Raw genomic sequence first — 24,802 nt, forward strand, 5'->3', positions numbered from 1 at the left:
CGCTATGATCAGAATGATTGTAATCTGATCAATTGTATTTTTGAGAATTTTTAAAAAATGATTACAAATCAAATACTCCGTCTACGAATAATAGCTTATTGTTATTTTAGATGACCTGTGCAAAGAGATGATTTTGAAACAAAAAATCATCTCCACATCTGGATTATTTTAAGAATTTACGACTGACCAAGAACTGCTCAGTGGCTTCTAGTAATTTTTCAGCATAGACTTCCTGCTTGGCTGTCAGCCACCCTAAAGCAAACCAATCACTGGCATCTAGATCAGTTTGCTGTAAATAAGAAGATGAGGATGCCAATACTTGATATTGTTCACAAGCCTGTTGAGCATCATTCAAAGATTTACCGTATTTCTGCAAATTTTTAACATCATAGATCTGGGTTAAAATTGGAAAGCTGAACTTCAGTTCATTTAAATGCTGGGCTAATGATTCAAGACTTTCAAGGTTGGAAAGATCAGCACCATTTAAACTTTCCTGAAGCAGTTTGTACTGATGCTGTAGGGTGTTTTGAGCAAACCATTTCAAATCATGTGGCTGTGGTTTATTTGATTGTCCAAGACTAAACATCAATAGTTCAAGATAGTGTTGAACATTCTGGGTAGATTTAACTAAATTAATCAACTTCTCATTGGCATATAAGATGTCTTTGTCTAAACTCTCTGCTGTTTTAGGATTTTGCAGTAACGCACCGAGTGTGCGTTGCATATGCTCAAAATGCTGTAAATTTTTAAAATGGCTTTCAAAAGCAGAAAGCTGATGTGCCCATTTTTCTGTTTTGGTATCTGTCCAGTCCTTAAACAAGGATAAGGTCAGATGCAGATGATGAAGGGCAGTTTGTGCTTGAAGAATATGCTCAGGCTCGGCAACTTGTGCAGAAATCGCAGCAATATTCGGTAATAAATGTTGAAGTTGGCTGGCAATAAGTCCACGTAAATTTTTATCAGCAGTGTCTTTCTTATTTAAATGGGGTTCTTTTGCAAGTTTTGCTGAACTCACTTTTTGACCAAGCAGCAATAAGTTTCCAAACTCAGCTTTACTGCGGACATCCAACCAAAGTTGGTATTTTTTTACCCATTCAAAACTAAAAGCTAAAAGTGATTGAATTGAACCGCTTTTTAATTCAAATTCAACTTCATAAATATCTTGTTTTGCTGTTTTGGTTCTGACTTCACCGACATCTAAACTGATTTCAATTTCCGCATCTTCAAAGTTGATCAGTCGGGTGGTACGCTGAATATCGGTTTCAAACTGTAGCTGTAAGTGTTCAATTCTGTCACCTAAAGCATTTTGAAGAATTGCGAATGCTTCAGGCTTATTTTCATAAATTTTGAGGTCTAAACTTGGTGCTTCTGCTTGCTCACCCAAATCAATATTGTCTTCAAAGCGTTGTAAATGACTTTTGGTTGCTGCTTTTAAAGTCTGTATCCAACGGGTGCCTTCTAAACGTTGGCGAAGTGCAACGCCCTGTTGTGAAAGTAGACGGTCAGGTGTGTCGTAGTATTTTGCTTGTAGGTGAATGATCTCGGATTTTTTTGGGTCTATTGCTTTAAGTAATGCATTGCGGCGAGTTTCGGAAATTTGAAACTTTAATTCAACTTCAAGCATGGGAAAATCCTAAAAATGATCATATCGATTGAAGACTTAAATTTTTCTTCATGTTTATCTTGTTATTGTAACGCAAAATTGGGTGTAAAATGCTGACAGAACGTATCCTTTCCGCAAGAATGCACAATTTACACACTATTTTTAATTTGGCTTTTAACGCAGCATAAAATAAACTAAGCTGATTAAAAATAAAACAGGATGATTGATCATGAATGCCCAAGTAGAGCCTAAATCGGAATTAGAGCAATACCCTAAATTTGAACTTCCAATTCAAAACTATTCAGAGTTTTATCGCTTTTATCTAACAGAACACCGCAGCATCATGAGTCGCCGTTTACATGCAGCGGGAAGCAGTTTGGGTATTTATTTCTTTACTCAAGCAATTCGCCAGCGTAAAGCCAAATATGTACTATATGGATTAGTTTCAGGTTACGCCTGTGCTTGGGTGGGGCATTTTGTCTTTGAAAAAAATAAACCTGCCAGCTTTAAGCAGCCGTTGTATAGCTTTATTTCAGATTGGCGTATGCTTTCTGATATTTTGCGCGGTAATCTAAGTTTGAAAGATCGCCGTTTTGATAAAATTGAGAGTTAAGAAAAAAAACATAACGAAGAAGTAGAGCGTTTTCTATTTCTTCGACAGTAATCTACGTAATACTTTGAATATAAATTACATAATTAATAGATATTAATTAAGAAATATTCCCTTTAAGTTAAAAAAAATATTTTTAATCATATTAGCAATCCAAGCAATTTCTATATTTAGAATAGGGAGAGGATGAAATTATTTTATCTGTTCATCATGATTCTAAAAAAGGTACTTATAAAAGAAGTTGCCAATACCTTCAAGTGGTATTTTATGTGAATATTCCTTTTTTATTGAATTGTATCAATCGTTATAATTAGAAATAATTTATTTTTCTATGATTATTTTCAAATAAAAAAATACACTTTGTAATTTATGATGAAAGAATAATAATGAGTGAATTTAAAAAATGAACAATTTAGATCAATATCATGATGAACTTGTAGATTTAATTTATAAAATTCCACTGGATGCCGATGGTTGGGGTATTTTTTGTGAAAAAATGACACAAGTGATGGATTGTTCAACGGTCCACATATTGGCATTAGATTTAGAATTCCAAGCTTATTCATTTAGTCGTGCTGTAAATCGGTTCGTCAATGAAAGCGATACAGCTTATGCCGAAGTTTCATACTTACATTATCCGGTGAATGATGATCCGCGCTGGAGCGGTTTATTTAATCCCCAGCGCAAAGGTTGGTATCAATGTCATCATGATATATCCATAGACTTTGTGGAGAAATCACACTTATATCAAAACATATTGCTTCCCTATAATATGCGTTATACCGCTGCACATGAAATCATCTCGGATGAAAAATTATGTATGTTAATTGCAGTACAAACATCAGAACAAAGGCAACCATTAAACTCAGATGAATTGGGTTTTTTAGATAAATTACTGATTCATCTAAAACGAATAGTAGAAATTCAACGAAGTATCTATGAATTTTCAAATAAAGCGATTATGGGTTATACATTGATTGATAAATTAGCACAGCCTATTGTGATTTTGAATTTATCAGGACAGGTTGTACACCAGAACAAGGCGGCAAAGTGTATTTTAGAAACAAACAATACCATTCAAATTGAAAAAAATTATTTAAAATTACCCATGCCTTATATGCAAGTGCTTAAGAAGAATCTAAAAGAAATCGAAATTGCATTTAAAAAGCAAAATAATTTGAATCAGAGTTTTTTTGAGGATGGCTGTATAAAGATTGTCGATCAGATGGGCGAAGTCTTCTATATTTTTGCAACACTGTTAATTACAGATCAAGAGCTGAAAGCATTTGGTGTACGCCCATCTGTTATGCTGACGCTTTATTCACCCACTTATGCACCAAATATTGATGCACATTTACTGAGTGCTGCATTTAATTTAACACCAGCCGAATCAAAAGTCGCTTTATCGCTATTAGATGGTTTACTTCTTAAAGAGATTGCTCAAAAAAATCATGTGAATACAGACACAGTAAGAAAACAATTACAGTCTATTTTTAAAAAAACTGATACCAACCGTCAGTCTGAGTTAATGAAATTATTGCTGAATATGCCTAAATATCATGAAAAGGCATGAGCTTATTCCTCATTTGAGGAATAGAGGGAATAAAAAATAAAGCGAATACTCTTTATTATTTTTGAATAAAAGGGATTCGATATGAAACGATATAAAAAAGTGATATTTCTAATGATCACTATTTCAGTTTTAGCTGGGTGCGGCGGCGGTGAAGGAAATCAAAATATAGATGGAGCTGTCTGGAGTACAAGTGGCAAAGTTGTAGATGATACTGGTAATCCGATTGCTGGTGCTGAAGTATCAGTAAAACTTAATGATGTAAAATATTCTGTAAAAACAGATAATAATGGAAATTATAAGTTAAAGACACCCCAGGATTACGATTATCCGCAATTTTTTGCAGGAATGATTAAGGCTGAGAACTATAAGCCTGTTACAGTTTTATTTAGTTATACAAATAATCATTTGGGAGTTGATACCAAAACATCTAATCCAACATTAAAGAAGTTGGAAGAGACAGATATTATATTTTTTAATGGCTTGGATATTATTCATTTGGGCGATAATCAGTTTACAGGTTCTGTAAACTCTCAATTACAGATAAAGGCTCAAGGAAAGATTTGGGTTGATCATTTTATATATTCAGATCTATTAAAATCAAAATATGACAATATTTGTATTTCATTTATGGGAAGGGGTTTTAATAGTATAAAAGATGGGAGCAATGATCCGATTTCGTTATCAAACAATGGTCAACCTGGTAGTTATATTGTTAAAGTCCTTCCTGATAGCGCTGAAAATGGAAGTTTCAGCCAATATAAAGAATGTTTTTCTTTAAGTAGCTTTAATGTCGGTGACAAAATCCAATTGCAAATTAATTCACTGCCAAAGAATGGCGATTTTGATGACTTTGAAATGATTAATATCTTTGGAGAGCTTAGTGGAAATGGTGCTGTTGTAACCCCGCCAACTACACCAGACAATCCATCACCAACAGGTGACAATACAGGTTCTATTACGGTTGATAATCACTATTATCCAATTGAATATCGTGCAACTAATGTTCTATATCCGAGTCCTTCTAATGGGGTTAATTCAAATATATTATGTGCAGTAAACTATGCCGCACTTGGACCGCATTATGAATATTTAAAACCAAATGGTTTAGTTGCTGGTTCAACTGAAAAGGAAAGAGCTTGCAGCAATTTAAAAAATAATTGGCCATCATTTATAAATTTTATTCAAAATAATATCAGTAATTGTCAAAATAAATCGTTTGAAGGAATTTATATTAATGCTATAGATGCAAGTAATCATTATAGTTATTCAACAACGTATACATTACAGAATCCTATCGATTGGATTAAGGTCGCCAAACAACTTCAAGTTAATTATCAAGCCGATGTTGATTTATGTAATAAATAATAGGACTAAAACCACTCGCTTAGAGTGGTTTTTTATTCCTTATTTATGGAATAGAGGATACACAAAATTAACTTTATTCTAACAATAATTCTATATGGAGAAATAAAATGAAATCCAAAAATATATTTTTATTGACATTAATTGGATGTTTATTATCAGGATGTAATACGATAGGGATGCTTGCTGATACCAAAGAAGAATTTAAACACGGTAACTATATTTTTGGCACATTTATGGGTTTAAGTTCAATAACCTTTGGACCAGTGATAGATGTCTTTACACTAGGCGGTTTACTGAATAGTGAACAAGCTGTAGACGTCTGGTCTGGTGCGGCAACTTTATATGCAACGCAACAAGTAGGAGAACAATCTTCAAATCAAACTAAACTCAATACCCAAATGCAGGCGAAGCAAAACATGATCCAAGTTGCACAAAAGCAATCGACAAATATTTCTACAGGGGGGCAATTTACTCCAATGGGTCCGGATGCAAATAAATATAATTTTAAAATTGAAAATAGTGTTACTAAAAAAAGTAGTACAAATAATATGATGGTAGACATCACTGATTCAGGTCAATCCAAAACATCACGACCTGTAAATTGTTTACGAGAGATAGCTCAAAAAGATGGTTCACTTGATTTGGTGAATGCTTGTTCTAAGAGCGTTAGTATCGCTTTTTGTTATAATGAGGCGTCACAAAATGCTAATGTATCTGATTATCTTTGTCACGCCCAAAAGAGTCATTGGTCATTATCTGGTATCGACTATAAAACGCAATCTCCTGGCACTATTGAACCAGGAAATAAAATGAATATAGGTTGGGCTGCGAAAAGAGGGAAGGTTTCTTACTCTTGGATCGGTTGTTCTGCCCCATTCATAATTCCAATCATGAGTACTCCTACTACAGGTTATTGTAGAGATCCTAACATTCCTTGATCTACTCCTAATAAATTTCGCTAGAAAATTTCCGTTTTAGAGCAGATTGATACCAAAAAATATATAATATGAATATTTCCATTTTTTGAGTCTATCATGCGCGGTCTTTATCTCATCACCAATGATGATCCAATTGAACTGTTATTAGCAAAATTAGAAGGTGCAATGGCAACCTATGACGTTGCCGTTTTGCAATATCGTCGTAAGAAAGTGCCAAAACAAGATCAGGCTTATGAAATTGAGTACATGAAATCCATGTGTGCACAATACAAAGTCCCTTTCGTGATCAATGACGATTTAGACGCAGCGATCAAATACGGTGTGGGGGTTCACCTAGGTCAAGGCGATGGCTCGATTGCTGAAGCTGTGGCACGTTTACCCAAAGGTGTGCTCATCGGGCGAAGCTGTAATAATTCAATAGAACTTGCTGAACAAGCGATTGCCGATGGTGCAAACTATGTTGCTTTTGGTGCAATCTATGCGACGGATACTAAACCGGAAGCAGGAAATATCGGACTGGATACCTTAAAACAAGCCAAAGCTAAATTCGATATACCCATCTGTGCAATCGGGGGGTTAACCGTTGAAAATTCAGCGCCTGTGATCGAGGCAGGTGCCGACCTTTGTGCGGTAATTAGTGATATATTAGGACGCACTTTATCTGGTGTCACTGTCCGTACCCAAGAATGGGCAGATTTATTTACTGCTCACAAAGCTTAAGCTTCTCTTTTTGTAATTTGTTTTTTAGTCGAGTAATCTCATGACGTTATCTGCCAAGCAAGAACAATTGTTTAAACAAGCCAGTAAACATATTCCTGGGGGAGTGAATTCTCCTGTACGAGCGTTTAATGGAGTCGGTGGTACGCCAATATTTATTGAAAAAGCCAAAGGGGCTTATTTATACGATGTGGATGGCAAGCGTTATGTGGATTATGTGGGTTCTTGGGGTCCCATGATTTTGGGGCATGCACATCCTGATATTATCCAAGCAGTACAAGAGGCAGCGGTGGATGGTTTGAGTTTTGGTGCACCGACTGTTCATGAAACGACACTGGCAGATTTGATTTGTGAAATCATGCCATCCATTGAATTGGTTCGTATGACCAACTCAGGAACAGAAGCAACCATGACCGCCATTCGATTAGCACGTGGCTATACTGGACGTGACATGATTGTTAAATTTGAAGGTTGCTATCACGGACATTCAGATTCACTTTTGGTAAAAGCGGGTTCGGGGATGTTGACCATGGGGGAACCAACCTCAAAAGGTGTACCTGCGGACTTTGCAAAGCATACAGTCACTTTGCCATATAACGATATTGAAGCGGTTAAAGCGTGTTTTGCAAAGTATGGTCATGAAATTGCAGGTGTGATCGTTGAACCTGTTGCAGGAAATATGAATTTGGTGAAGCCTGTAAAAGGCTTTTTAGAGACGATTCGTGAACAATGTGATCAATATCAATCGGTTTTTATCATTGATGAGGTTATGACTGGTTTCCGCGTTGCACTTGGTGGTGCGCAGGCGTATTACAATGTAAAACCAGACTTAACCACTTTGGGTAAAATCATTGGTGCTGGTTTACCTGTAGGTGCATTTGGTGGTAAACGTGAAATTATGGAATGTATTGCACCTTTAGGCGGTGTTTATCAAGCGGGAACTTTATCGGGTAACCCATTGGCAATGCGTGCCGGCGTAAAAATGTTTGAAACACTTCGCCAGCCCAATTTCTATACGGATTTAACCGCAAAACTGGATAAATTACTGCAAGGCTTACAAGCTGCTGCAGATGAAGCCGGGATTCCATTTTTTACTCAGCAAGCGGGTGGCTTATTTGGAATTTACTTTACCGATCAAACAGAAATCAGCAGTTTTGATCATATTTTGAAATGTGATATTGAGGCATTCCGTAAATTTTTCCACGGTATGTTAGACCGTGGTGTAAATCTTGCACCTTCAGCATTTGAAGCCGGCTTTATCTCTGCCGCACATAGCGATGAGGATATTGAATTTACGATTCAAGCTGCTAAAGAAACCTTTGCTGAAATGAAAAATTAGCTTAATTCTATGCCTTGTTCATTGCTGTGATAAATGAGCAGAATGAACAGTCATTTTTAATGAAGCTTCATTTAGAATAAAAGCCCATAGCCTTTGTACTATGGGCTTTTTTAAATTTTAAATACGATAATTACGGACGAAAATATGCAAACTAAACATTATTTAACTTTATCCGATGCAGAATTTCTATTGAATACCGCACAACAATATGCAAGTGAACACCACTTTAATGTCAGTATCGCTATTGTCGACGAAACAGGAAATTTATTGGCAATGAAGCGCATGGATGGAGCATCGGCAATGTCTGCAAATTTCTGTCAAGAAAAAGCCAAATGCTCAGCACTCAGTCGTCGACCTTCAAGTGCTTATGAGAACTTGATTAAAAATGGCCAAATGGGATTTTTATCAATGAATACTGGTTTAGGTATGTTAGAAGGTGGCGAACCGATTTTATATCAAGGACATGTGATGGGTGCTGTGGGTATATCTGGAGTAAAATCATTTGAAGATGCTCAAATTGCCCAACATGCGATTCAGGTTTTTCTTGCGAAATTTGATTGAAACCTGATTCTTGTGTGAATGATGAGATTAAAGTGATATTTGGAAACATCACTTTAATCCTGTTCAATCATAAACGATAGAATTGTTTAGCATTATGATGAAAGACTTTTTCAAGAGCATTTTCATCATACTGCATCACAATATCACTAAATGCATCAATGATATTGATGAGACTGGTATTGACCCGATCCATTGGAAAGTTGGAAGCAAACATCACACGGTATGTGCCGAAACTTTCTAAAGCATGCAGAATGAGCGGGGCAACAAGGTCAATGATTTGCTGTTTCGATGCCAATTGTTTCTTTTTATAGAATTGATGTCCGAGGACAGGCATAAATAATCCAGACATTTTTGCATATACGTTTGGAAGTGTAGATAATTCTGCAATATCTTCCTGCCATTGATAAAAGATATTTTCCCGTGCTGTTTTAGACAAGCCGGTATTTTGACCCACCTTGCCAAATAATCCCGCAGGCGTGCCCAAGTGATCTAGAACGATGGAGGTTTCAGGAAAAATTTTTGCAAGTTCAATCACATCTGTGATTTGTTGAGAATACACCCAGGCATCAAAGCTGAGGTTATGCTGAGCCAGTTGCTCAAAGCCTTTGAGAAATTTCTTTTGGGTATAAAGGTGTGGTGTATCTGTCCAGTTATGTACACCTTTGTCTTCGTGAAAAGCAGCCATACGGCGTATACCGCGTAATCGTTTGGATGCTTTTTGATGCAGTTTTAAAATTTTCTTGAAATTGCTGTCACGAGGGTCTGCTGTAGCAACAATACCGCCCAGTTTGACTGTATCTTCATTAAAAGGTAAAGACTCAATAAATTCAGTTTCACCGACCACACCTTTACCTTTATGCTTTGCCCAACTCGCTTCTATATGCACGATCTGTTCAACGGCATATCGCCCTAGATCATTTTTATAGTCTTCTGGCAAATAGGGGCGTGTAATATGCTCAGTCAGCCCAACAGTATCAATTAAATCCTTGGGTTTCACCAGACGAACCATTTTATCCAACAGAAAAGGACGTTGACCGAAAAGCTTTACAGCAAATGCAGCAGCATGAGGTGTGTTATAGGGATCCCATTGGTGTATATGTGGGTCAATGAGCGGAAAATCAAATGTGTGCATATAACATCCAAATTGTTATTTATTATGAACATACCATACAATAGTTTTATAAAAGATGAATATTATTTGTTCGTAAATATCAGATTGGAAATATGAGTTGTTTTGAAATTTCAAAGTATCGTTTTAAGTGTGGACGAAAAATTTAGCCTCTTCGAGAAAGAGGCTAAAACGGTCACTGGTGAACAGCAGCGTTCAGGAAAGATTAATGCTGATGATCATGACCATCGTGATCATGCTTATGCGTATGGAAATGCTCATCTTTACGGAAACGTAGATAGTTTTCAAACTGCTCACAATATTCATCATAATTGTCTTCAAGCATCATTTGAAATTGCTGTAATACATAAGACATGACTTGTTCTTTTGCATCGCGCATTTCATTACCATCTTTAAAATTATTGGCAGCAACCCAGGTGTTAAAGCGAGCAGTTGCAAATAACATCGCAGCACTGACTTGACCACGCAGCTCTTCAGGCTTGACTGGCTTTTCCTTTACAGGCCGACAGAATTCATTGGCTTGTTTGATAAACTCATCTGCACGCTCAAAAAAAACAGCATTTAAAGCTTCTTCTTCAGTGATATCAGTCGCGGTGATTTTTTGAGACATGGTTTTTCCACATATGGTATTTCATTGGCAGCTATTATAGGCAATCCAATGATCAAACGAAACGCTTTACTTCATCGCTGTCTGATTGAGGGAAATAACTGTCAAAATTTTCTTGATATTCATCAAGATGATCTTCCAGCATGAGTTTAAATTGTTCAGTGTAATAATCCAAGATCACTTGTCGATCAGCTTTAAAATCCGATGCCTTTTGATAAGAACAAGCCGCATGCCAAATGCTATAACGTGCATTGGCGTACATAAATGAAGCACTGACACTACCTGGATGTGCTGTGAGATGAGAGACTTGATGGTCAGCATCAGCGAATTGATTGGCAAGTGCAATAAATTCATCAGCGCGTTCGTAAAAGCTTTCATCTACGTCAACTTGTTCAGTTTCTTCAAAAAAATCATTATTTTCAGGCATAACCTTTCCTATTTACAGGCTTGTTTCATTGAGATAACTATAGCATACTCAAAATAGCCTAAGCATAATAAATACTTCAGGAGCAGATCATGCAAGATGCGATTGCTGTACAAAGTTTAAAAAGCGATATTGCATTATTACGCCAAAATATTTGGCCACCGACTGAGCTTGCACATGTTGAAGGTTTACCGATTTATTATGCACCTCAAACACAAGTAGAGCATTACTACAAACAATGGCTTGGATTGATTGAACGGGCACAGGCACTCTACCAACCCTTTATGACAGATGAGCCTTTGGATGCTGTTCATTTGCCGAGCCACTTAAATTTACCCTTGTTCTTTTTTCATGTAGATCGAATTCGTATCAATAAAACCCGTGCTAAAGAGTCTAAAACCTTTCGTGGTATTGCTGCTTTGATCGAAAAATGTGGTCAATTCGAGCCAAGTCAAATCAGTAACATGACCCAATGGTTAAATAGTGATGATACGGCTGCCCTGGTGGCACATCGTGAATTTATTGATTTACGCACCTATATTTTTCAACATGGACAAAGTGAATATACCAGAACTCGATTTTATGTGAATGGATTGGTACTTGGCACTGAGAAAGAGTTTGAGTTGGTTGACGCCAGGGAAAAACCACGTAAGCAACGCAATGACAGTTATGCGGATCCTTTGGCGGATAATCAAGTTTGGAAGGTCTTTGGAAAATATCGTTAATTGATGATAAAGCATTTTGATTTTTTAAAATAACTGCATAAAAGCTATGCCCTGACGAAATCCATGTTTAATCAGAGCATTGTTTTACAGGATTACTTTATTTTACAGCATCAATTGCTTGGCTTGCAGTGGTATTGAACAAAGTGCATTCAGATTTTAAACCCTCAAGGTATGCGAATTCTATCTGGGCATTGATACTGTATTTCCCAAACTTATTCACGGCGTCTTTATAGTCCTGCTCATACTGCTGAATTTTATCCGCAAGAACCTCATAGTCACCAGTAGTATAATAAGCCGCTGGATAATAGTCAGAGCCAATTTTAGCCACAGCATCTATCGGGCTGTTTGGTTGAATATTACGAGATAAATCTAAGCTGAAATTACCAAGTTTTGTTTCAATATAACCATTTTGAAAATATTTTGATGGCTGGTAATTATTGATGGGTCCGTTCGAATACAGATCAGCAAAAGGGGTATTGGTCGAAGAAGATATTGATCTTAAACATGTTGAACCTGTTGGGAAAGTTTTACCCTGCAGCTTTTTCACGTAGTACGCAGGATAAGGTCCAATCGCAGAGCTCAATGTATTGTTTAAACCCGCAAAATGATCAAAACCATTGATATATGGGCTGATTAATTTACCAGTTAAATTAACAGTTTCAAATTTTTCAGTTAATTCTAATTGCTTGTAGTTCCGTGTGGAATACGGTGTGAATGTCCATACTGTTGCTGATTTTGATTTAAGTGTTGCATTTTGATAGCCCAAATCCGTTTTACTCTTAGGCGCATCATACAATCCATCAGCTGCTAAATAATGGCTCAACAGATCGGATGCAGTAAATTGGGTGGAACCATCTACTCTATATTCACCATCGATATACATTTGTTTATTTCTAAAGCTAAATTTTACTTTGCTAAACAGATAAGCATCTTGAAGCGAACCGCCAGTTTCATAACTAAACCATTCTGACTCATTGTTGGTGATATAGTCCCCGGCAGCTGAATCTCCTCCACATGCGGTCAAAAATAATGAAGAAATAATGGTAAAAGACAGTAATTTAATTTTCATGAATTATTCCAAATTATAAAATATTAAAAATTTATGCGTATAAAAGTTTACGTTGTCATGATATTGAAACCTATTATTTTTTCAATATCTATTTTAAGGTTGAAATTTTATTGCACTGGTGGTCTTAAAAATATTGGATCGACAGGTTTAAGAATATTCGCAGCACCATATTTTTAAGCGATCATTTTCATGTTCAGATGAATCAAAATGAGCTTAACGTGTGAATTATCTTGATTTTTAAAGTTTTAAATTGTTTATATGAGAAGGATCAGTGATTCATGTTGAATCTTTCTTTTAAAAAGAACTTATAAAGCAGTCGAATTTTGAACAACCCAAACAAAAATTCCAATAAAGATCAACATGTGTAAAATTTGAATTGGAGCAAAAACAAGTGCATAGCGACTCCCACCACTTATCAAAGCATTTATTGATTTCGCCACTGCATGCGCAGCTAAACCGAGCAGGAATGCAAGTGACAATACAGAATGACTTGGCTCACCTTGAATGACGATGGTTGCTAATGCACCGTGAATTTCAAAAAGTGACGCAAGAAGTGTACCTGCAATGAGTCCTGCATCACCCAATAACAGGTTTAAGCCATAAACACCTGCTTGAATCAAGGTTAAAGAGCCAGCAATAATCGCAGCTTCTTTAAGGCTAAACATACGACTATCCGTTGATTTGTTGGTTTCAATCGGTTGTGTATTGCGCATGAGCCATAATGCAAAAATAACTAAAACAGTGATTGCAACCAGACTGGGTAAAATAATGACTTTAAACCAAGAAATACTTACACCAATGACAATAATCATCAATTGCAATAGCGTCGCAACACATGACATAAGTGCAGCGCCTGCATTGGCTTTGGCATCGGCACGTCCGTTACGGACTTCTAATCCTAAACTGGCAACCGTTGCTGTACTGGATACAAAGCCAGATGCTAGAGAGGACAAGAGCAAAGCATTTTTTGTGGACAATAATCGTTTGGCAATGTGTGCCAATGCTTGTACAGTCAGAATTAAAGTGAGTAATTTTAAAATCACATAGGGATTAAGGACTGAACCCCACAATGGTTTATTGGGGGTAAGCGGAAGTGCAATCAGTAACAATGCTAAGAGAAAAATTCCATCTCTAAATTCAGATTCTGTGATCCATTTGCCTGCGATGCCGTGCATGGAATGTTTGGTCATGAGCAAGATTGTCAAAATGACGGATAAGCCGGCAGCAAATGGGATGTTCCATAAACACATTCCACCAATAAAGTAGGTGAGAATAAAAGCGACTTCAGTCGTAACCCCAGGATCATCGGTCTGATTTTTGATCGAGTAAGCAACAATTGCACCTGTGATCAGTGCGCCTACGATGCCAAAGTAGGGACCAAATAAAAAGCATACAGCACCGAAGATTGAACAAATCGCAAATGATCTTAAACCCGCAAAACTACGTTGATTTTCTCGTTGTTTGCTGCGCTCACGTTCGAGTCCTATCAACAAACCGCAACCCAAAGCAGCCGCAATAATTGTAAATAAATCATGATAAGAATTGAAATCGAATGGCATGGTTGGAATTAAATTCATAGCGCTCCCCCAGAACCATGAATAGATTGTTTGATTTCAATGTAGCCTAAAGTATTCCGAAATCAAAAGTTTATTTTTGACTTCTGAATAATATAGAGGTCAATTTAAAAAATTCAGCAAATACAAAAGTTAATTTTGTTATAGTAAACTGTGTTTTGGGGATATAACAATGCAATTCAATTTCGAAATCGATACAGCTTGGTGTTTAGAACAATTATTAAAAGATGGACGTATTACTGAGCGTGAAAAATTATTGGTCCAGACCACGCACAGGCAACGTGAGCAATTGAAGTGGCATCCCTTGCAATGGATTGCAAATTTTAAGTTGGTTGATGCCCAAGATCCTGTAAAAAGATTGACACTCACAACTTTAACAGAATGGTTGGCTGAAAAAGCACAGTTAAATGTATTTACCATTGATCCTTTAAAAGCAGATGTCACATCTTTGACTGGTGTGATGTCTCAAGAGTTTGCTTTAAGAAATAAAATCTTGGCTGTAGAAGTGAGTGCCGATCGTATTTTAATTGGGACGGCTCAGCCTTTTATGACGGATTGGCTGCATAATCTTGAACGGAGTTTAAGACCAAAAAAAATCGAAAAAGTGGTGTTAAACCCCGAACAGTTACAGCGCTATCTGACAGAGTATTATCAGGTCAGTCGAGCTGTCAGTAACTCACAAAAATCGAGTGCTTATGATAAGGAAAACAAGGGCGTAGAAGCGCTTTTACAATTGGGTGATACGCAAAATCCAGATGCCAATGATCAGCATATTGTTAAACTTGTGGATTGGGTTTTACAGTTTGCCTTTGAACAAGGTGCCAGTGACATCCATTTAGAGCCGCGTAAGGAAAAGGGCAAAATTCGTTTTCGTATAGATGGTGTTCTGCACACGATTTATAACATGCCTGCCAATACTTTAACTGCGGTCATTTCACGGATTAAAATCTTAGGAAGGATGAATGTTGCGGAAAAGCGTAAACCACAGGATGGTCGTCTGAAAACCCGTACTCCGAAAGGACAGGAAACTGAATTACGTCTCTCGACTTTACCGACTGCATTTGGTGAAAAGTTGGTGATGCGTATTTTTGACCCGGAGGTTTTGGTACGCAGTTTTCAACAATTGGGATTTGATGAGCACCTGTTGGCGCAATGGCAAGGTTTGACCCGACACAGTCACGGAATCATTTTGGTGACTGGGCCAACAGGTTCGGGTAAAACAACGACACTGTATTCATCCTTAAAACAATTGGCCACTGAAGAAGTCAATGTCTGTACCATCGAAGACCCGATTGAAATGTTGGAACCCAGCTTTAACCAGATGCAGGTGAATCAAGGAATTGAATTGGGTTTCGCGGATGGTATCCGGGCGTTAATGCGTCAGGATCCAGACATTATCATGGTAGGAGAAATCCGTGATCAAGATACGGCGAATATGGCAATTCAGGCAGCTTTAACAGGTCATCTCGTGCTTTCAACCCTGCATACCAATGACGCACCATCAAGTTTGACCCGTTTGCATGATTTAGGTGTCCAACCTTTCTTAACAGCTGCAACAATTCTGGGAGTACTTGCTCAACGTTTGGTGCGGAAGCTATGTCCTCATTGTAAACAAGAAACTTTTATCAATGAGCAAGAATGGAAACATTTAACTTCTGGTTATCAAACCAAGACCCCTGATTTTATTTTTAAAGCGGTCGGTTGCGAAGAATGTCGCCAAACGGGGTACAAAGGTCGTGTGGGTATTTATGAGTTTATGCCAATCAGTCTAGAGGCAAAACAGCGTATCAGCGCCAATGCCGGCTTAGATGATCTTAGAATGCAAGCCAAGAAAGAAGGGATTGAACCCTTACGAATTGCAGGTGCGCGCAAAGTTTTAGAAGGTATAACCACTTTAGAAGAAGTGTTAAGGGTTGTACCTTTGAATTAATTTTTCCACTTTATAGCGAAAATTGAAAATCAAGGCATCCTAAGATTCACCTCATGTTGATTTGTTTTAATGGCTTCATTGAAATGATCAATATCCATGAGGTAATACAATGAATGCAATTTCAAAAACAGTTTTGGCAGCAACTTTCATCGGTGCAACTTCTTTTGCTTCTGCAAATACAGCAGTAAATCAGTCAGCACTTACACCAAGTTTGACCACTGTCAAAAATGCATTAACTTTGAAAGATGATACAAAAGTCCAGTTACGTGGCAATGTGGTAAAAGCCATCGGTGATGAAAAATATCAATTCCGTGATCACACTGGTACCATCACTGTCGATATTGATGATGAATTATGGCAGGGTAAACCGATTGCACCGAATACCGCTGTGACCTTAATAGGCGAGGTGGATATTGATTATAAGCCAACCAAGCGAGTTGAAATTGATGTTGATGCCGTGAATTTTTAATGTGTTCGATTGCAAAGATTACAACTCATTATGATTTGAACTTTAATAGTTGAAAAAGATCAGATGCATTCGTGTCTGGTCTTTTTCGGTATGATATAGAAATTGTTTTTGATAGCCGATGTCGTTTCGATCAGGCTGGAGACGAGGAGGGGATCATGCGAATTTTGCTTGCGGAAGATGACCGTTCACAAGCTGAAAGTATCCAATCTTGGCTAGAAATGGATGGCTATAATGTAGATTGGGTTGAACGTGGGGACCACGCCATTTTCGCGATTGAACAGCATGAATATGATTGTATTTTGCTTGATAGAGGCTTGCCAAAGACCACAGGAGATGAGATTTTAGAGCGATTAAAAAAGCAATATCCTGATACGCCTGTGATTTTTTTAACGGCAAGAGACAGTATTCAAGATCGTGTGCAAGGTTTGGATCTAGGCGCAAACGATTATCTGGTCAAGCCTTTCAGCCTTGAAGAGCTCTCAGCCCGAGTACGTGCACAATTAAGACAAGCACAGACAGTCAATGTACATGAAATAAAGTATGCTAATTTAGTCCTCGATACCCAAGCAAAAACAGTTTTTCAGGACCAGCAAGCGATTGCTTTAACTGCAAAAGAATTTCAGATTTTATATAAACTGATGCAAAAACCTGAACATGTTGTGACGCGTGAGCAGTTAGAAGCTTCTCTCTATGCATGGGGCGATGAAATTGAAAGTAATGCAATTGAAGTTTATATCTATCAATTACGCAAGAAGATTGGCAATCATTTGATTAAAACCATACGTGGATTGGGATATCGAATGAATACCCCCAAGAATCAGTAGGCAAATGATTAATTCTTAATGGTTTCAACAGGGTATCTATGAGTCAAGCCATCTCGCTCCAATATAAATTGATTAAAACGTCCATGTTGAGTTCAATTGTGGCGGGTATGTTTGCTTTGCTGTTACTGATTGCGTTGTCCATTTATCACAACATGGATGTTCAAGATCAAATCATGGATGAAATTTCAGACATGCTGTTGATTTCAGACTTGAGTACCACTTCAGGGGTTCAACTGGATGAACTGAGTGATGAATTTGATATTCAATATCAATTGATGAATGGAGATATGCGTTTAACACAATCTCCAGAGTTTGCATTCAACCCAACTGATCTCTCTAAGATGACTCATCAGGATAGTGGTTATGACTTTATTTGGTTAAATCATCAACTTTGGCGAAGCTATCATGCAAAGAATACGGATTCTGGATTGAGCGTCTATGTAATTCAACCGTTGAGTGAGCGTTTCAAAGATTTATCGCAAAGTTTAATCAGTTATTTTTTAATTTTACTGAGCTTATGGGCGATCCAATGGTTGATTCTGCACTTTTCAGTCAAAAAACAATTTAAGTCAATCCAATCTCTCTCAAAAGAAATAGCTGAGAAAAGTGTTAAAGACTTAACGTTGATTCAGCAGCCCCAACCCGAATTTAAAGAATTACAACCGATGGTTAATCAACTGAATCAAATGTTTATCAGGCTTGAACAAGCATTGGTTGCAGAACAAAGATTTACCGCAGATGCATCACATGAGTTACGTTCACCTCTGTCAGCAATACACATGCGCTTGCAGTTGTTGCAACGTAAGTATGCAGGATTTCCTGAAATTCACCATCAATTAAATCTCATACAGAACGATGTATTCCGTGGCACGCAAGTACTTGAAAATCTGTTGTTGCTGGCCAGATTAGATCCTGCAGAAGCAGTTGATTTACCCAAAAAATGGGCAAGTCTGGGGCATATAACAGAAAAAGTCATTTTGGCTTTAGAAACATTTATGGATGAAAAACAAATTCAGATTCATACTCAAAGAGAAGATGTAGACGTTGAGGTAAATGAAGAACTGATGTTCATTTGCCTCCGTAATTTGATTGATAATGCGATTCGATATACACCACAACAAGGTCATGTTTATATTCATTTGGGTCATTTTGAGCATTGGAAATTATTTGAAATTCAAAATGAAGGTGAGGGTGTGCCAAACGAGGTTATTGAACGTTTAGGTGAACGCTTCTTTCGCGCTTTAGGAACCCAAACACGAGGCTCAGGACTAGGCTTGTCGATTTGTAAAACGGTGATAGATCTACATCAAGGTCAAATTCATTTTAGTGCTTCTGAGTATGGAGGCTTGAAAATCCGTGTCTATTTATCTTAAATTGAAATGCTCGGCTATTCATTCCAAATATTTCAAGCATTTGGCTGGTTGTACAGTCACTGATGTGTTTGAATATCTGAAATGCTGCGATAAATAAGTGATATGAAAATTACATGAATAAAACTTAAAAAGCAGTATGCGCTGATTCATACTGCTTGTTCCCACGTTTTTTGTTTTAAATCAGTTGTTTTTATCGTTATTTGGTCAAAATCAAGCGATTGTTACGAGTCAAGCGTAAACGATATTCTTCACCGGCATGCATAATGCGGATTTCGCGTCCTAATGCAAATAAGTTGTTCGAATGTAACATTGGAAGGGATTGGTGAGCTTCGGTGTTACGTGTAAATAAGCTAAATGGTGCGTTCATTCTTCTGACTCCGAGTGGGGTGTTGTCTAAGTGATTTAAATGATAATCATTATCGAATAGATCTGTCAACGATAATTTTTATCATTTATAAAATTTCTATATTTACTTACAATTGATTAAAACTTCAGGTCTTATTTTCTATGTCAAAACCCACTATCTATGTCGCCATAGCTTTATTGATGTATCGTGGCAAAGTCCTTGTAGGATGGCGCAATGCTGATCAGCACCAAGGGAATAAATATGAGTTCCCGGGAGGCAAGATCGAGGCAGGAGAAACGCCTGTTGAAGCATGCCGACGAGAAATTTTTGAGGAAGTGGGAGTTGGCATTCAACATTGGCATGCTTTTGATGTGATTCATCATGTGTATGAAGATGTCGAAGTTTTTTTGCACTTGTTTCACGCCACTGTGAGTGAACAGTATTTAGCAGACATTCAAAAACCGTGGACGTGGTATAGCCGTGATCAACTTTTAGAACTGAATTTTCCCAAAGCCAATCGACCGATTATTCAGCGTTTATTTTGGCACCATTATATTAAGATTTCTGACGATCTGACCGCGTTGAGGGATAGCAAAAAAGACACAAACCACGAAAAAACGGTATTGCCATTATTTTATTACCGAACTGAATTTAAGCCATCTGTAATCCAAGAAATTCAACAGATAGATCAGGATGATCTATCTAGATTGATCGTCAATATTGATATTTGGGTACAATTACCAGAATCTTTGCAGAAAGCTGTGGCTGCAGTGCATTACAAACAACAACAGGTGATGGATTTGCAAATGGGGCAATTGCCACTCGGTATGCGCTGTATCGCAGCATGTCATGATATGGTGTCTTTACAGCGTGCACACAGCTTAGGATTCGATGCTGTGATTTTGAGCCCTGTTCTACCTACTGCAACACATCCGGATGCACATGCTTTGGGATGGGAGCAGTTTGCACAATACGCCAAAAGTAGTGATTTGCCTGTATTTGCATTGGGGGGGTTAAGCCCCGCAGATCTAAGCATTGCAAAACAACATCATGCTTATGGTATTGCAGGAATAAGCCTGTTCTAATTTAAGCTGGTTTTTTTGGACTGAGTTGCTAAAGGCTTTGCAGTTGTTTAGATGCTTCTGCAATGGTTTTTTGATTTTTCAACTGCTGTGCCGACTGTAAGATTGTATTCCAAAACACTTTCTTCTGCGTATTGGTCTGTGCGTAGCTTAAGCCACGTCGAGCTAAGGACTCAGCATTTGCATACTGCTTTTTCTGTTGGGCGATTCTAGCCAGATAAGAAAAAACTTCGGCAGATTGTGGGGCTAAACGTTGTGCATGTAAGGTAAATCGTTCAGCTTCATCCCACTGCTGTTTTTGGTAGGCAGTCTGGGCTTGTTGCATCAATTGCTTAAAAGCCGGAATAGTTTGCCCATCGTCAAATTTTTGAGTTTGGGCTTTTTGTTGTGGCACGATAACAGTAGGGACCTTTTCACGTTTAATTTCAGGGCGCTCATAAGGGGTAATCTTTACACCGTCAGGCGTTGGAACATTATTCTTTTGCTGTGATGTATCTGGCTTTTCGACAGGTTTTAGTGGTGGCTTGGTGTGTTGTGGTGTCGTTTGACAACCAGTTAAAGCCAATATTCCCATTAAACTTATTAAATAAGTGGTCTTGGTCACATTACGATTCATCATTCATTCCTATTCAAAAAGCCAGTCCATCTTAACCTCAAAACTGAGAGGATTTAGTTGTTGTAACTCCCGCTTGAAATCATGCGACCTCTTGAGTCCTGTTCCATACTGTCTTCACTCTCACGAATGTAGTTGTCAATACTATCACCTGACTGTGTTTGCGAAGCGTTTTGTTGTGTATCGGGTACGTATTGTGGATCCACCTGATAATGTGGCATACCGCATTCAGTCGCACGATTTGGTACAGTATGGCGTAATAAAGGAATATACATGGCACCCTCACAACCTTGGGCAGACAATTCCCCAGTACGTGAATCAATCCACTGCCAGGCGATATCATCTGTTTGACGCAAATTCACAGGTTTTTGACGTAACTGTTTCATCACATTAATCCATACGGGTAATGCCCCTGATGAACCTGTCAACCCCGTAATTTTATTGTTGTCCAAACCTAACCATACCACAGCTAAGTTGTTGCCTGAGTATCCTGCGAACCATGAATCACGCGTATCATTGGTTGTTCCTGATTTACCGGCAAGTTTAAGGTCAGCAGATAAGCTATTGTAAGCCGCTTTACCTGTACCCGAGGACATTACCTGCTGTAAACCATAGTTCAACAGGTATGCAGCAGAAGGATCGATTGTTTGCTGAACATTTAGGCCGAAGCGCTCTAGGAGGCGACCGTTTGAATCAACCACAGTCCGAATGGCTTTGGTCGGGTATTTAAATCCACCCGTTGCAAAGTTGCCATAGATACTCATCACTTCCATCGGTGACATATCAACTGCACCGAGGAAAATCGATGGATAATTCGGAATTTTAGAGGTCACACCAAATTTAGTCAGATTATTGCTAAATGTTGATATGCCAAATTCATTGCCCAGACGTACAGCTGACAGGTTATATGAGTTCGCCAATGCTTGTGCTAAAGGAACATAACCATGACCAGAACCACTATAGTTTTTCGGTGTCCATGTTTGGTTGCCATTGACTGGTAAGCTGATGGGTGCATCTTCGATTTGAGATGCCCAATTATAACGACCTGACTCCAATGCACTTAAATAGATCACAGGTTTAAGCAAAGAACCGACCTGACGTTTTGCATCGACAGTACGGTTAAAACCTGTAAAGTCTTGGGTAGATCCCACAGCAGCAATCAATTCACCGTTCTCGGGACGGGTGACTAAAACAGCACCCTGCAAGTCTTTCAAGCGTGATGGATTGGCATTGGCTAATCGGGTCACAGTGTCTCTAAAGCTATTTTGAACTTTGGTTTGTGCAATTGGATCAAGGGTAGTGAAAATTCTTAAACCTTGATTGGTGAGGTCAGACTCCTGGTACTCTGTTTTAAGCTGACGACGTACGATATCGAGAAAGTCTGGGAATTTCGCGGTTCCTAGAGTCGGTTTACGTACGACATTCAATGGACGCGAAATTTCTTTTTCATATTGCGCTTGATCTAGATAGCCCATGACCAACATATTGTTCAACACAATATCTCGACGTTTTTTTGCGCCTTCAGGATTCTTCCATGGATTAAACAGGGTAGGACCTTGAACCAAACCCACAAGATAGGCTTGTTGTGAAATATTTAACTCACTCAGTGGTAATCCAAAATAGAATTGTGAAGCCAGACCATAACCATTGACAGAATAATTGCCACTTTGCCCCAAATTCACTTCATTTAAATAGGCTTCAAGAATTTCATCTTTACTGTAATGGAGCTCTAACAAAAGAGACATCAGTGCTTCATTGACTTTACGTTTCAAGGTTTTTTCAGGCGTTAAGAAAAAGTTCTTCACCAACTGTTGAGTGAGTGTTGACCCCCCTTGACGTTTTCCACCTGTCACATTACTGACCAAAGCCCGTGCGGTGCCACGGAAAGAAATCCCGTGATGGCGATAAAAGTTACGATCTTCCGTCGCGATTAATGCCTCGATCAAAGGCTTTGGCACCTTATTCAGTTTAATCAGTACGCGGTCTTCATTATGCTGAGGATAGATTCCACCAATCAACATTGGTTCTAAACGTGCAATTCCGGTATTGGTTGGCTTGGTGGCTTTAACGTCAGAAACGCTATCTCCTGCAAAGGTCACTTGCAGAACTTGTTCCGGGTCAACGCTGTCACCAAAGTCGAAACCCCGTGTATGGACATACACTGAATTGGGTTGGCTGATATATGTTCCTGATTTGGTATAGCTGTCACTACTTTTGTAACCCAGTTGTTTAAGCTCTTGTTCAAAATCTGTTTGTGCGATAGGTGCAGTTGCATATATTTCCAATGGTCGTGCAAATACTTTAGCAGGAATGTCCCAACGGTTTCCTTCGAACTTGTCCCGAATAACATTGTCGAGTCGAATTAAGTAGATACTAAATGCAAAAAATGCTGCAATGACCAATACACAAAAAATCAGTGCAATCAAGCCTATACCACGTTCGTTCTTCATATACAGATAATAAAACCCAATTTATTTTCGCTAATCATGCGAAGCTTTTCTTAAATTTGCAATAATAAATCTGTGAAATACACAAATTAAAAGGCTTTTTGGGTATTCTTGTTATTTTTCGTTGATGAATGATTTTATAAACATATTCTGAAAGTGCTATGATATCTCAGAATTTCAGTGGAGCTAAAGCACCTGTGCAGATTTCACCAAAGACCTTTCGTAACATTGGTTTGATTGGAAGACCAGATAAATCTTCTGTGGTTGATACGCTTTGCCTTATACATGATCATTTGTTGGGTTTAGGTTTACATCCCGTTTTTGATACCGCAACAGCAGAACTTGTTCCCTATACCAATACCCAGACTGTCAGTAAGAATTTACTCGGTGAGGTGGTTGATCTAGTTATTGTTGTTGGTGGCGATGGTTCCTTATTACATGCAGCACGTGCATTGGTGAAATATAATATACCTGTTCTGGGAGTAAACCGTGGTCGTTTAGGCTTTCTGACCGACATTAAGCCGACTGAAGTGATCTTTAAACTTGATCAAGTGCTCAGAGGTGAGTTTCAGCTTGATCGCCGTTTTTTACTTGAAATAGAAATTCGCAGCAAAAACGAAACCATTTACGATGCAATTGCCCTGAATGATGTGGTACTTCATTCAGGAAAGTCTGTACATATGATTGATTTCGAATTAAACATTGATGGGCAGTATGTTTACCGTCAGCACAGTGATGGTTTAATCGTCTCCACACCCACAGGTTCGACAGCCTATGCATTATCGGGTGGGGGACCGATTCTCCACCCGAGTATGGATGCGATTGCTTTGGTTCCGATGCATCCACATACTTTGTCTTCACGTCCAATCGTTGTCGGCGGGCAGAGTGAAATCAAGATATTGATTCGTGAAAATCGCGTATTGCCGATGGTGAGCGCAGATGGACAACACAGTGTTTCATTAAATGTTGGGGATAGTTTGCATATTCGCAAACATCCATTCAAACTAATACTTTTACATCCGCCAGGGTATGACTTCTATATGGCTTGTCGTACTAAACTTGGTTGGAATCAAGATTTTGATTCTTTTCAGCAGGATTGACCATGAATATTGAACAGATGCTTTCTATTTTAGATGCTGACATTGTTGAACGATTAAAAACAGCAGTAGAAATTGGAAAATGGCCAAATGGTGTGGCACTGACTGCTGAGCAGCGTCAAACCTGTATGCAGGCGGTGATTGCTTGGGAACATCAAAATGTCCCTGAGAAAGAGCGTACAGGTTATATTGATAAAGGTCATAAGGAGGAAGGTGAGGAATGTGATTCACATGTTCCTGAACCAGAATTCAAACCTATTCGTTTCGTTTAACAGTAAACCATAAGTGAATTGAACATCACCACAGCGACATGGTTCGTTGTGGTGATCAGCAAAAAATTGAAAACAATAAAATAATGTTAAGATGAACAAGCGCAAGTACTCTTTA

The 24,802-nt window shown here is 38.2% G+C and carries 24 protein-coding genes; 15 read left to right on the forward strand and 9 right to left on the reverse strand.

Annotated elements, in window-relative coordinates:
* Positions 1-163: 163 nt before the first annotated feature.
* Positions 164-1,624 (reverse strand): CYTH domain-containing protein, encoded by a 1,461-nt coding sequence (locus IMO47_RS07630; RefSeq protein WP_196075236.1) that lies wholly within the window; start codon positions 1,622-1,624, stop codon positions 164-166.
* A gap of 208 nt (positions 1,625-1,832) precedes the next feature.
* Between IMO47_RS07630 and IMO47_RS07635 the strand changes: the two genes are divergently transcribed.
* From IMO47_RS07635 to IMO47_RS07665, 7 genes are all read left to right on the forward strand, one after another.
* Positions 1,833-2,216: a DUF962 domain-containing protein gene (locus IMO47_RS07635; protein ID WP_196075237.1), complete on the forward strand. Its 384-nt coding sequence runs from the start codon at positions 1,833-1,835 to the stop codon at positions 2,214-2,216.
* 400 nt (positions 2,217-2,616) lie between these two features.
* A complete protein-coding gene (locus tag IMO47_RS07640; protein WP_196077398.1) occupies positions 2,617-3,786 on the forward strand; it encodes a helix-turn-helix transcriptional regulator in 1,170 nt (389 codons plus the stop codon).
* A gap of 81 nt (positions 3,787-3,867) precedes the next feature.
* A complete protein-coding gene (locus tag IMO47_RS07645; RefSeq protein ID WP_196077399.1) occupies positions 3,868-5,151 on the forward strand; it encodes a carboxypeptidase-like regulatory domain-containing protein in 1,284 nt (427 codons plus the stop codon).
* Between the two features lie 107 nt (positions 5,152-5,258).
* Positions 5,259-6,089: a hypothetical protein gene (locus IMO47_RS07650; RefSeq protein WP_196077400.1), complete on the forward strand. Its 831-nt coding sequence runs from the start codon at positions 5,259-5,261 to the stop codon at positions 6,087-6,089.
* A 96-nt stretch (positions 6,090-6,185) separates the two neighbouring features.
* The gene (thiE, locus tag IMO47_RS07655) at positions 6,186-6,809 is read left to right on the forward strand and encodes a thiamine phosphate synthase (RefSeq protein ID WP_196077401.1); all 624 of its coding nucleotides are present in this window, start codon (positions 6,186-6,188) and stop codon (positions 6,807-6,809) included.
* Positions 6,810-6,849: 40 nt separating this feature from the next.
* Positions 6,850-8,145: a glutamate-1-semialdehyde 2,1-aminomutase gene (gene hemL / locus IMO47_RS07660; protein WP_196077402.1), complete on the forward strand. Its 1,296-nt coding sequence runs from the start codon at positions 6,850-6,852 to the stop codon at positions 8,143-8,145.
* Between the two features lie 144 nt (positions 8,146-8,289).
* Positions 8,290-8,706: a heme-binding protein gene (locus IMO47_RS07665; protein ID WP_196077403.1), complete on the forward strand. Its 417-nt coding sequence runs from the start codon at positions 8,290-8,292 to the stop codon at positions 8,704-8,706.
* A 67-nt stretch (positions 8,707-8,773) separates the two neighbouring features.
* Here the strand turns inward: IMO47_RS07665 and IMO47_RS07670 are convergent, their stop codons facing one another.
* The 3 genes from IMO47_RS07670 to IMO47_RS07680 form a co-directional block, all read right to left on the reverse strand.
* Positions 8,774-9,838, reverse strand: a complete 1,065-nt coding sequence (locus IMO47_RS07670; RefSeq protein WP_196077404.1) for an amidohydrolase family protein — start codon at positions 9,836-9,838, stop codon at positions 8,774-8,776.
* A gap of 202 nt (positions 9,839-10,040) precedes the next feature.
* Positions 10,041-10,445 (reverse strand): DUF3144 domain-containing protein, encoded by a 405-nt coding sequence (locus IMO47_RS07675; protein ID WP_196077405.1) that lies wholly within the window; start codon positions 10,443-10,445, stop codon positions 10,041-10,043.
* A gap of 52 nt (positions 10,446-10,497) precedes the next feature.
* On the reverse strand, positions 10,498-10,869 hold the full coding sequence (locus IMO47_RS07680; protein ID WP_196077406.1) for a DUF3144 domain-containing protein: 372 nt from the start codon (positions 10,867-10,869) through the stop codon (positions 10,498-10,500).
* An 89-nt stretch (positions 10,870-10,958) separates the two neighbouring features.
* On the opposite strand from IMO47_RS07680, the gene IMO47_RS07685 reads away from it, so the two are divergent.
* A complete protein-coding gene (locus tag IMO47_RS07685) occupies positions 10,959-11,591 on the forward strand; it encodes a hypothetical protein (protein WP_196077407.1) in 633 nt (210 codons plus the stop codon).
* 97 nt (positions 11,592-11,688) lie between these two features.
* Here the strand turns inward: IMO47_RS07685 and IMO47_RS07690 are convergent, their stop codons facing one another.
* Positions 11,689-12,660 carry a hypothetical protein gene (locus IMO47_RS07690; RefSeq protein WP_196077793.1) on the reverse strand — a complete coding sequence of 324 codons (972 nt, stop codon included), beginning with the start codon at positions 12,658-12,660 and terminating at the stop codon, positions 11,689-11,691.
* A 305-nt stretch (positions 12,661-12,965) separates the two neighbouring features.
* The gene (locus IMO47_RS07695) at positions 12,966-14,237 is read right to left on the reverse strand and encodes a DUF4010 domain-containing protein (protein WP_196077203.1); all 1,272 of its coding nucleotides are present in this window, start codon (positions 14,235-14,237) and stop codon (positions 12,966-12,968) included.
* Between the two features lie 169 nt (positions 14,238-14,406).
* On the opposite strand from IMO47_RS07695, the gene IMO47_RS07700 reads away from it, so the two are divergent.
* The 4 genes from IMO47_RS07700 to IMO47_RS07715 all read left to right on the forward strand — a co-directional run bounded on the left by IMO47_RS07700 (position 14,407) and on the right by IMO47_RS07715 (position 18,830).
* Positions 14,407-16,164, forward strand: coding sequence for a GspE/PulE family protein (locus tag IMO47_RS07700; RefSeq protein ID WP_196077204.1), 1,758 nt, complete (start codon positions 14,407-14,409; stop codon positions 16,162-16,164).
* A gap of 109 nt (positions 16,165-16,273) precedes the next feature.
* Positions 16,274-16,633 carry a NirD/YgiW/YdeI family stress tolerance protein gene (locus IMO47_RS07705; protein WP_196077205.1) on the forward strand — a complete coding sequence of 120 codons (360 nt, stop codon included), beginning with the start codon at positions 16,274-16,276 and terminating at the stop codon, positions 16,631-16,633.
* 155 nt (positions 16,634-16,788) lie between these two features.
* On the forward strand, positions 16,789-17,457 hold the full coding sequence (locus IMO47_RS07710; RefSeq protein WP_196077206.1) for a response regulator transcription factor: 669 nt from the start codon (positions 16,789-16,791) through the stop codon (positions 17,455-17,457).
* A 38-nt stretch (positions 17,458-17,495) separates the two neighbouring features.
* Positions 17,496-18,830 carry a HAMP domain-containing sensor histidine kinase gene (locus IMO47_RS07715; protein WP_196077207.1) on the forward strand — a complete coding sequence of 445 codons (1,335 nt, stop codon included), beginning with the start codon at positions 17,496-17,498 and terminating at the stop codon, positions 18,828-18,830.
* Between the two features lie 196 nt (positions 18,831-19,026).
* On the opposite strand, the gene IMO47_RS07720 is transcribed toward IMO47_RS07715, so the two are convergent.
* Positions 19,027-19,197, reverse strand: a complete 171-nt coding sequence (locus IMO47_RS07720; RefSeq protein ID WP_004721884.1) for a hemin uptake protein HemP — start codon at positions 19,195-19,197, stop codon at positions 19,027-19,029.
* A 140-nt stretch (positions 19,198-19,337) separates the two neighbouring features.
* Between IMO47_RS07720 and IMO47_RS07725 the strand changes: the two genes are divergently transcribed.
* The gene (locus IMO47_RS07725) at positions 19,338-20,261 is read left to right on the forward strand and encodes an NUDIX domain-containing protein (RefSeq protein ID WP_196077208.1); all 924 of its coding nucleotides are present in this window, start codon (positions 19,338-19,340) and stop codon (positions 20,259-20,261) included.
* A gap of 28 nt (positions 20,262-20,289) precedes the next feature.
* On the opposite strand, the gene IMO47_RS07730 is transcribed toward IMO47_RS07725, so the two are convergent.
* Both IMO47_RS07730 and mrcB read right to left on the reverse strand, forming a co-directional pair.
* On the reverse strand, positions 20,290-20,874 hold the full coding sequence (locus IMO47_RS07730; protein ID WP_196077209.1) for a tetratricopeptide repeat protein: 585 nt from the start codon (positions 20,872-20,874) through the stop codon (positions 20,290-20,292).
* A gap of 53 nt (positions 20,875-20,927) precedes the next feature.
* A complete protein-coding gene (gene mrcB, locus IMO47_RS07735) occupies positions 20,928-23,321 on the reverse strand; it encodes a penicillin-binding protein 1B (RefSeq protein ID WP_196077210.1) in 2,394 nt (797 codons plus the stop codon).
* Between the two features lie 158 nt (positions 23,322-23,479).
* On the opposite strand from mrcB, the gene IMO47_RS07740 reads away from it, so the two are divergent.
* Together IMO47_RS07740 and IMO47_RS07745 are read left to right on the forward strand one after the other, a co-directional pair.
* Positions 23,480-24,418, forward strand: a complete 939-nt coding sequence (locus IMO47_RS07740; protein ID WP_196077211.1) for an NAD(+) kinase — start codon at positions 23,480-23,482, stop codon at positions 24,416-24,418.
* Between the two features lie 2 nt (positions 24,419-24,420).
* Positions 24,421-24,687 carry a DUF1315 family protein gene (locus tag IMO47_RS07745; RefSeq protein WP_010112869.1) on the forward strand — a complete coding sequence of 89 codons (267 nt, stop codon included), beginning with the start codon at positions 24,421-24,423 and terminating at the stop codon, positions 24,685-24,687.
* The last annotated feature ends 115 nt before the right edge of the window (positions 24,688-24,802 follow it).

The organism is Acinetobacter sp. Res13-Abat-PEC15-P4-01 (genome assembly GCF_015676285.1).
GTDB classification, from domain to species: Bacteria; Pseudomonadota; Gammaproteobacteria; order Pseudomonadales; family Moraxellaceae; genus Acinetobacter; species Acinetobacter nematophilus.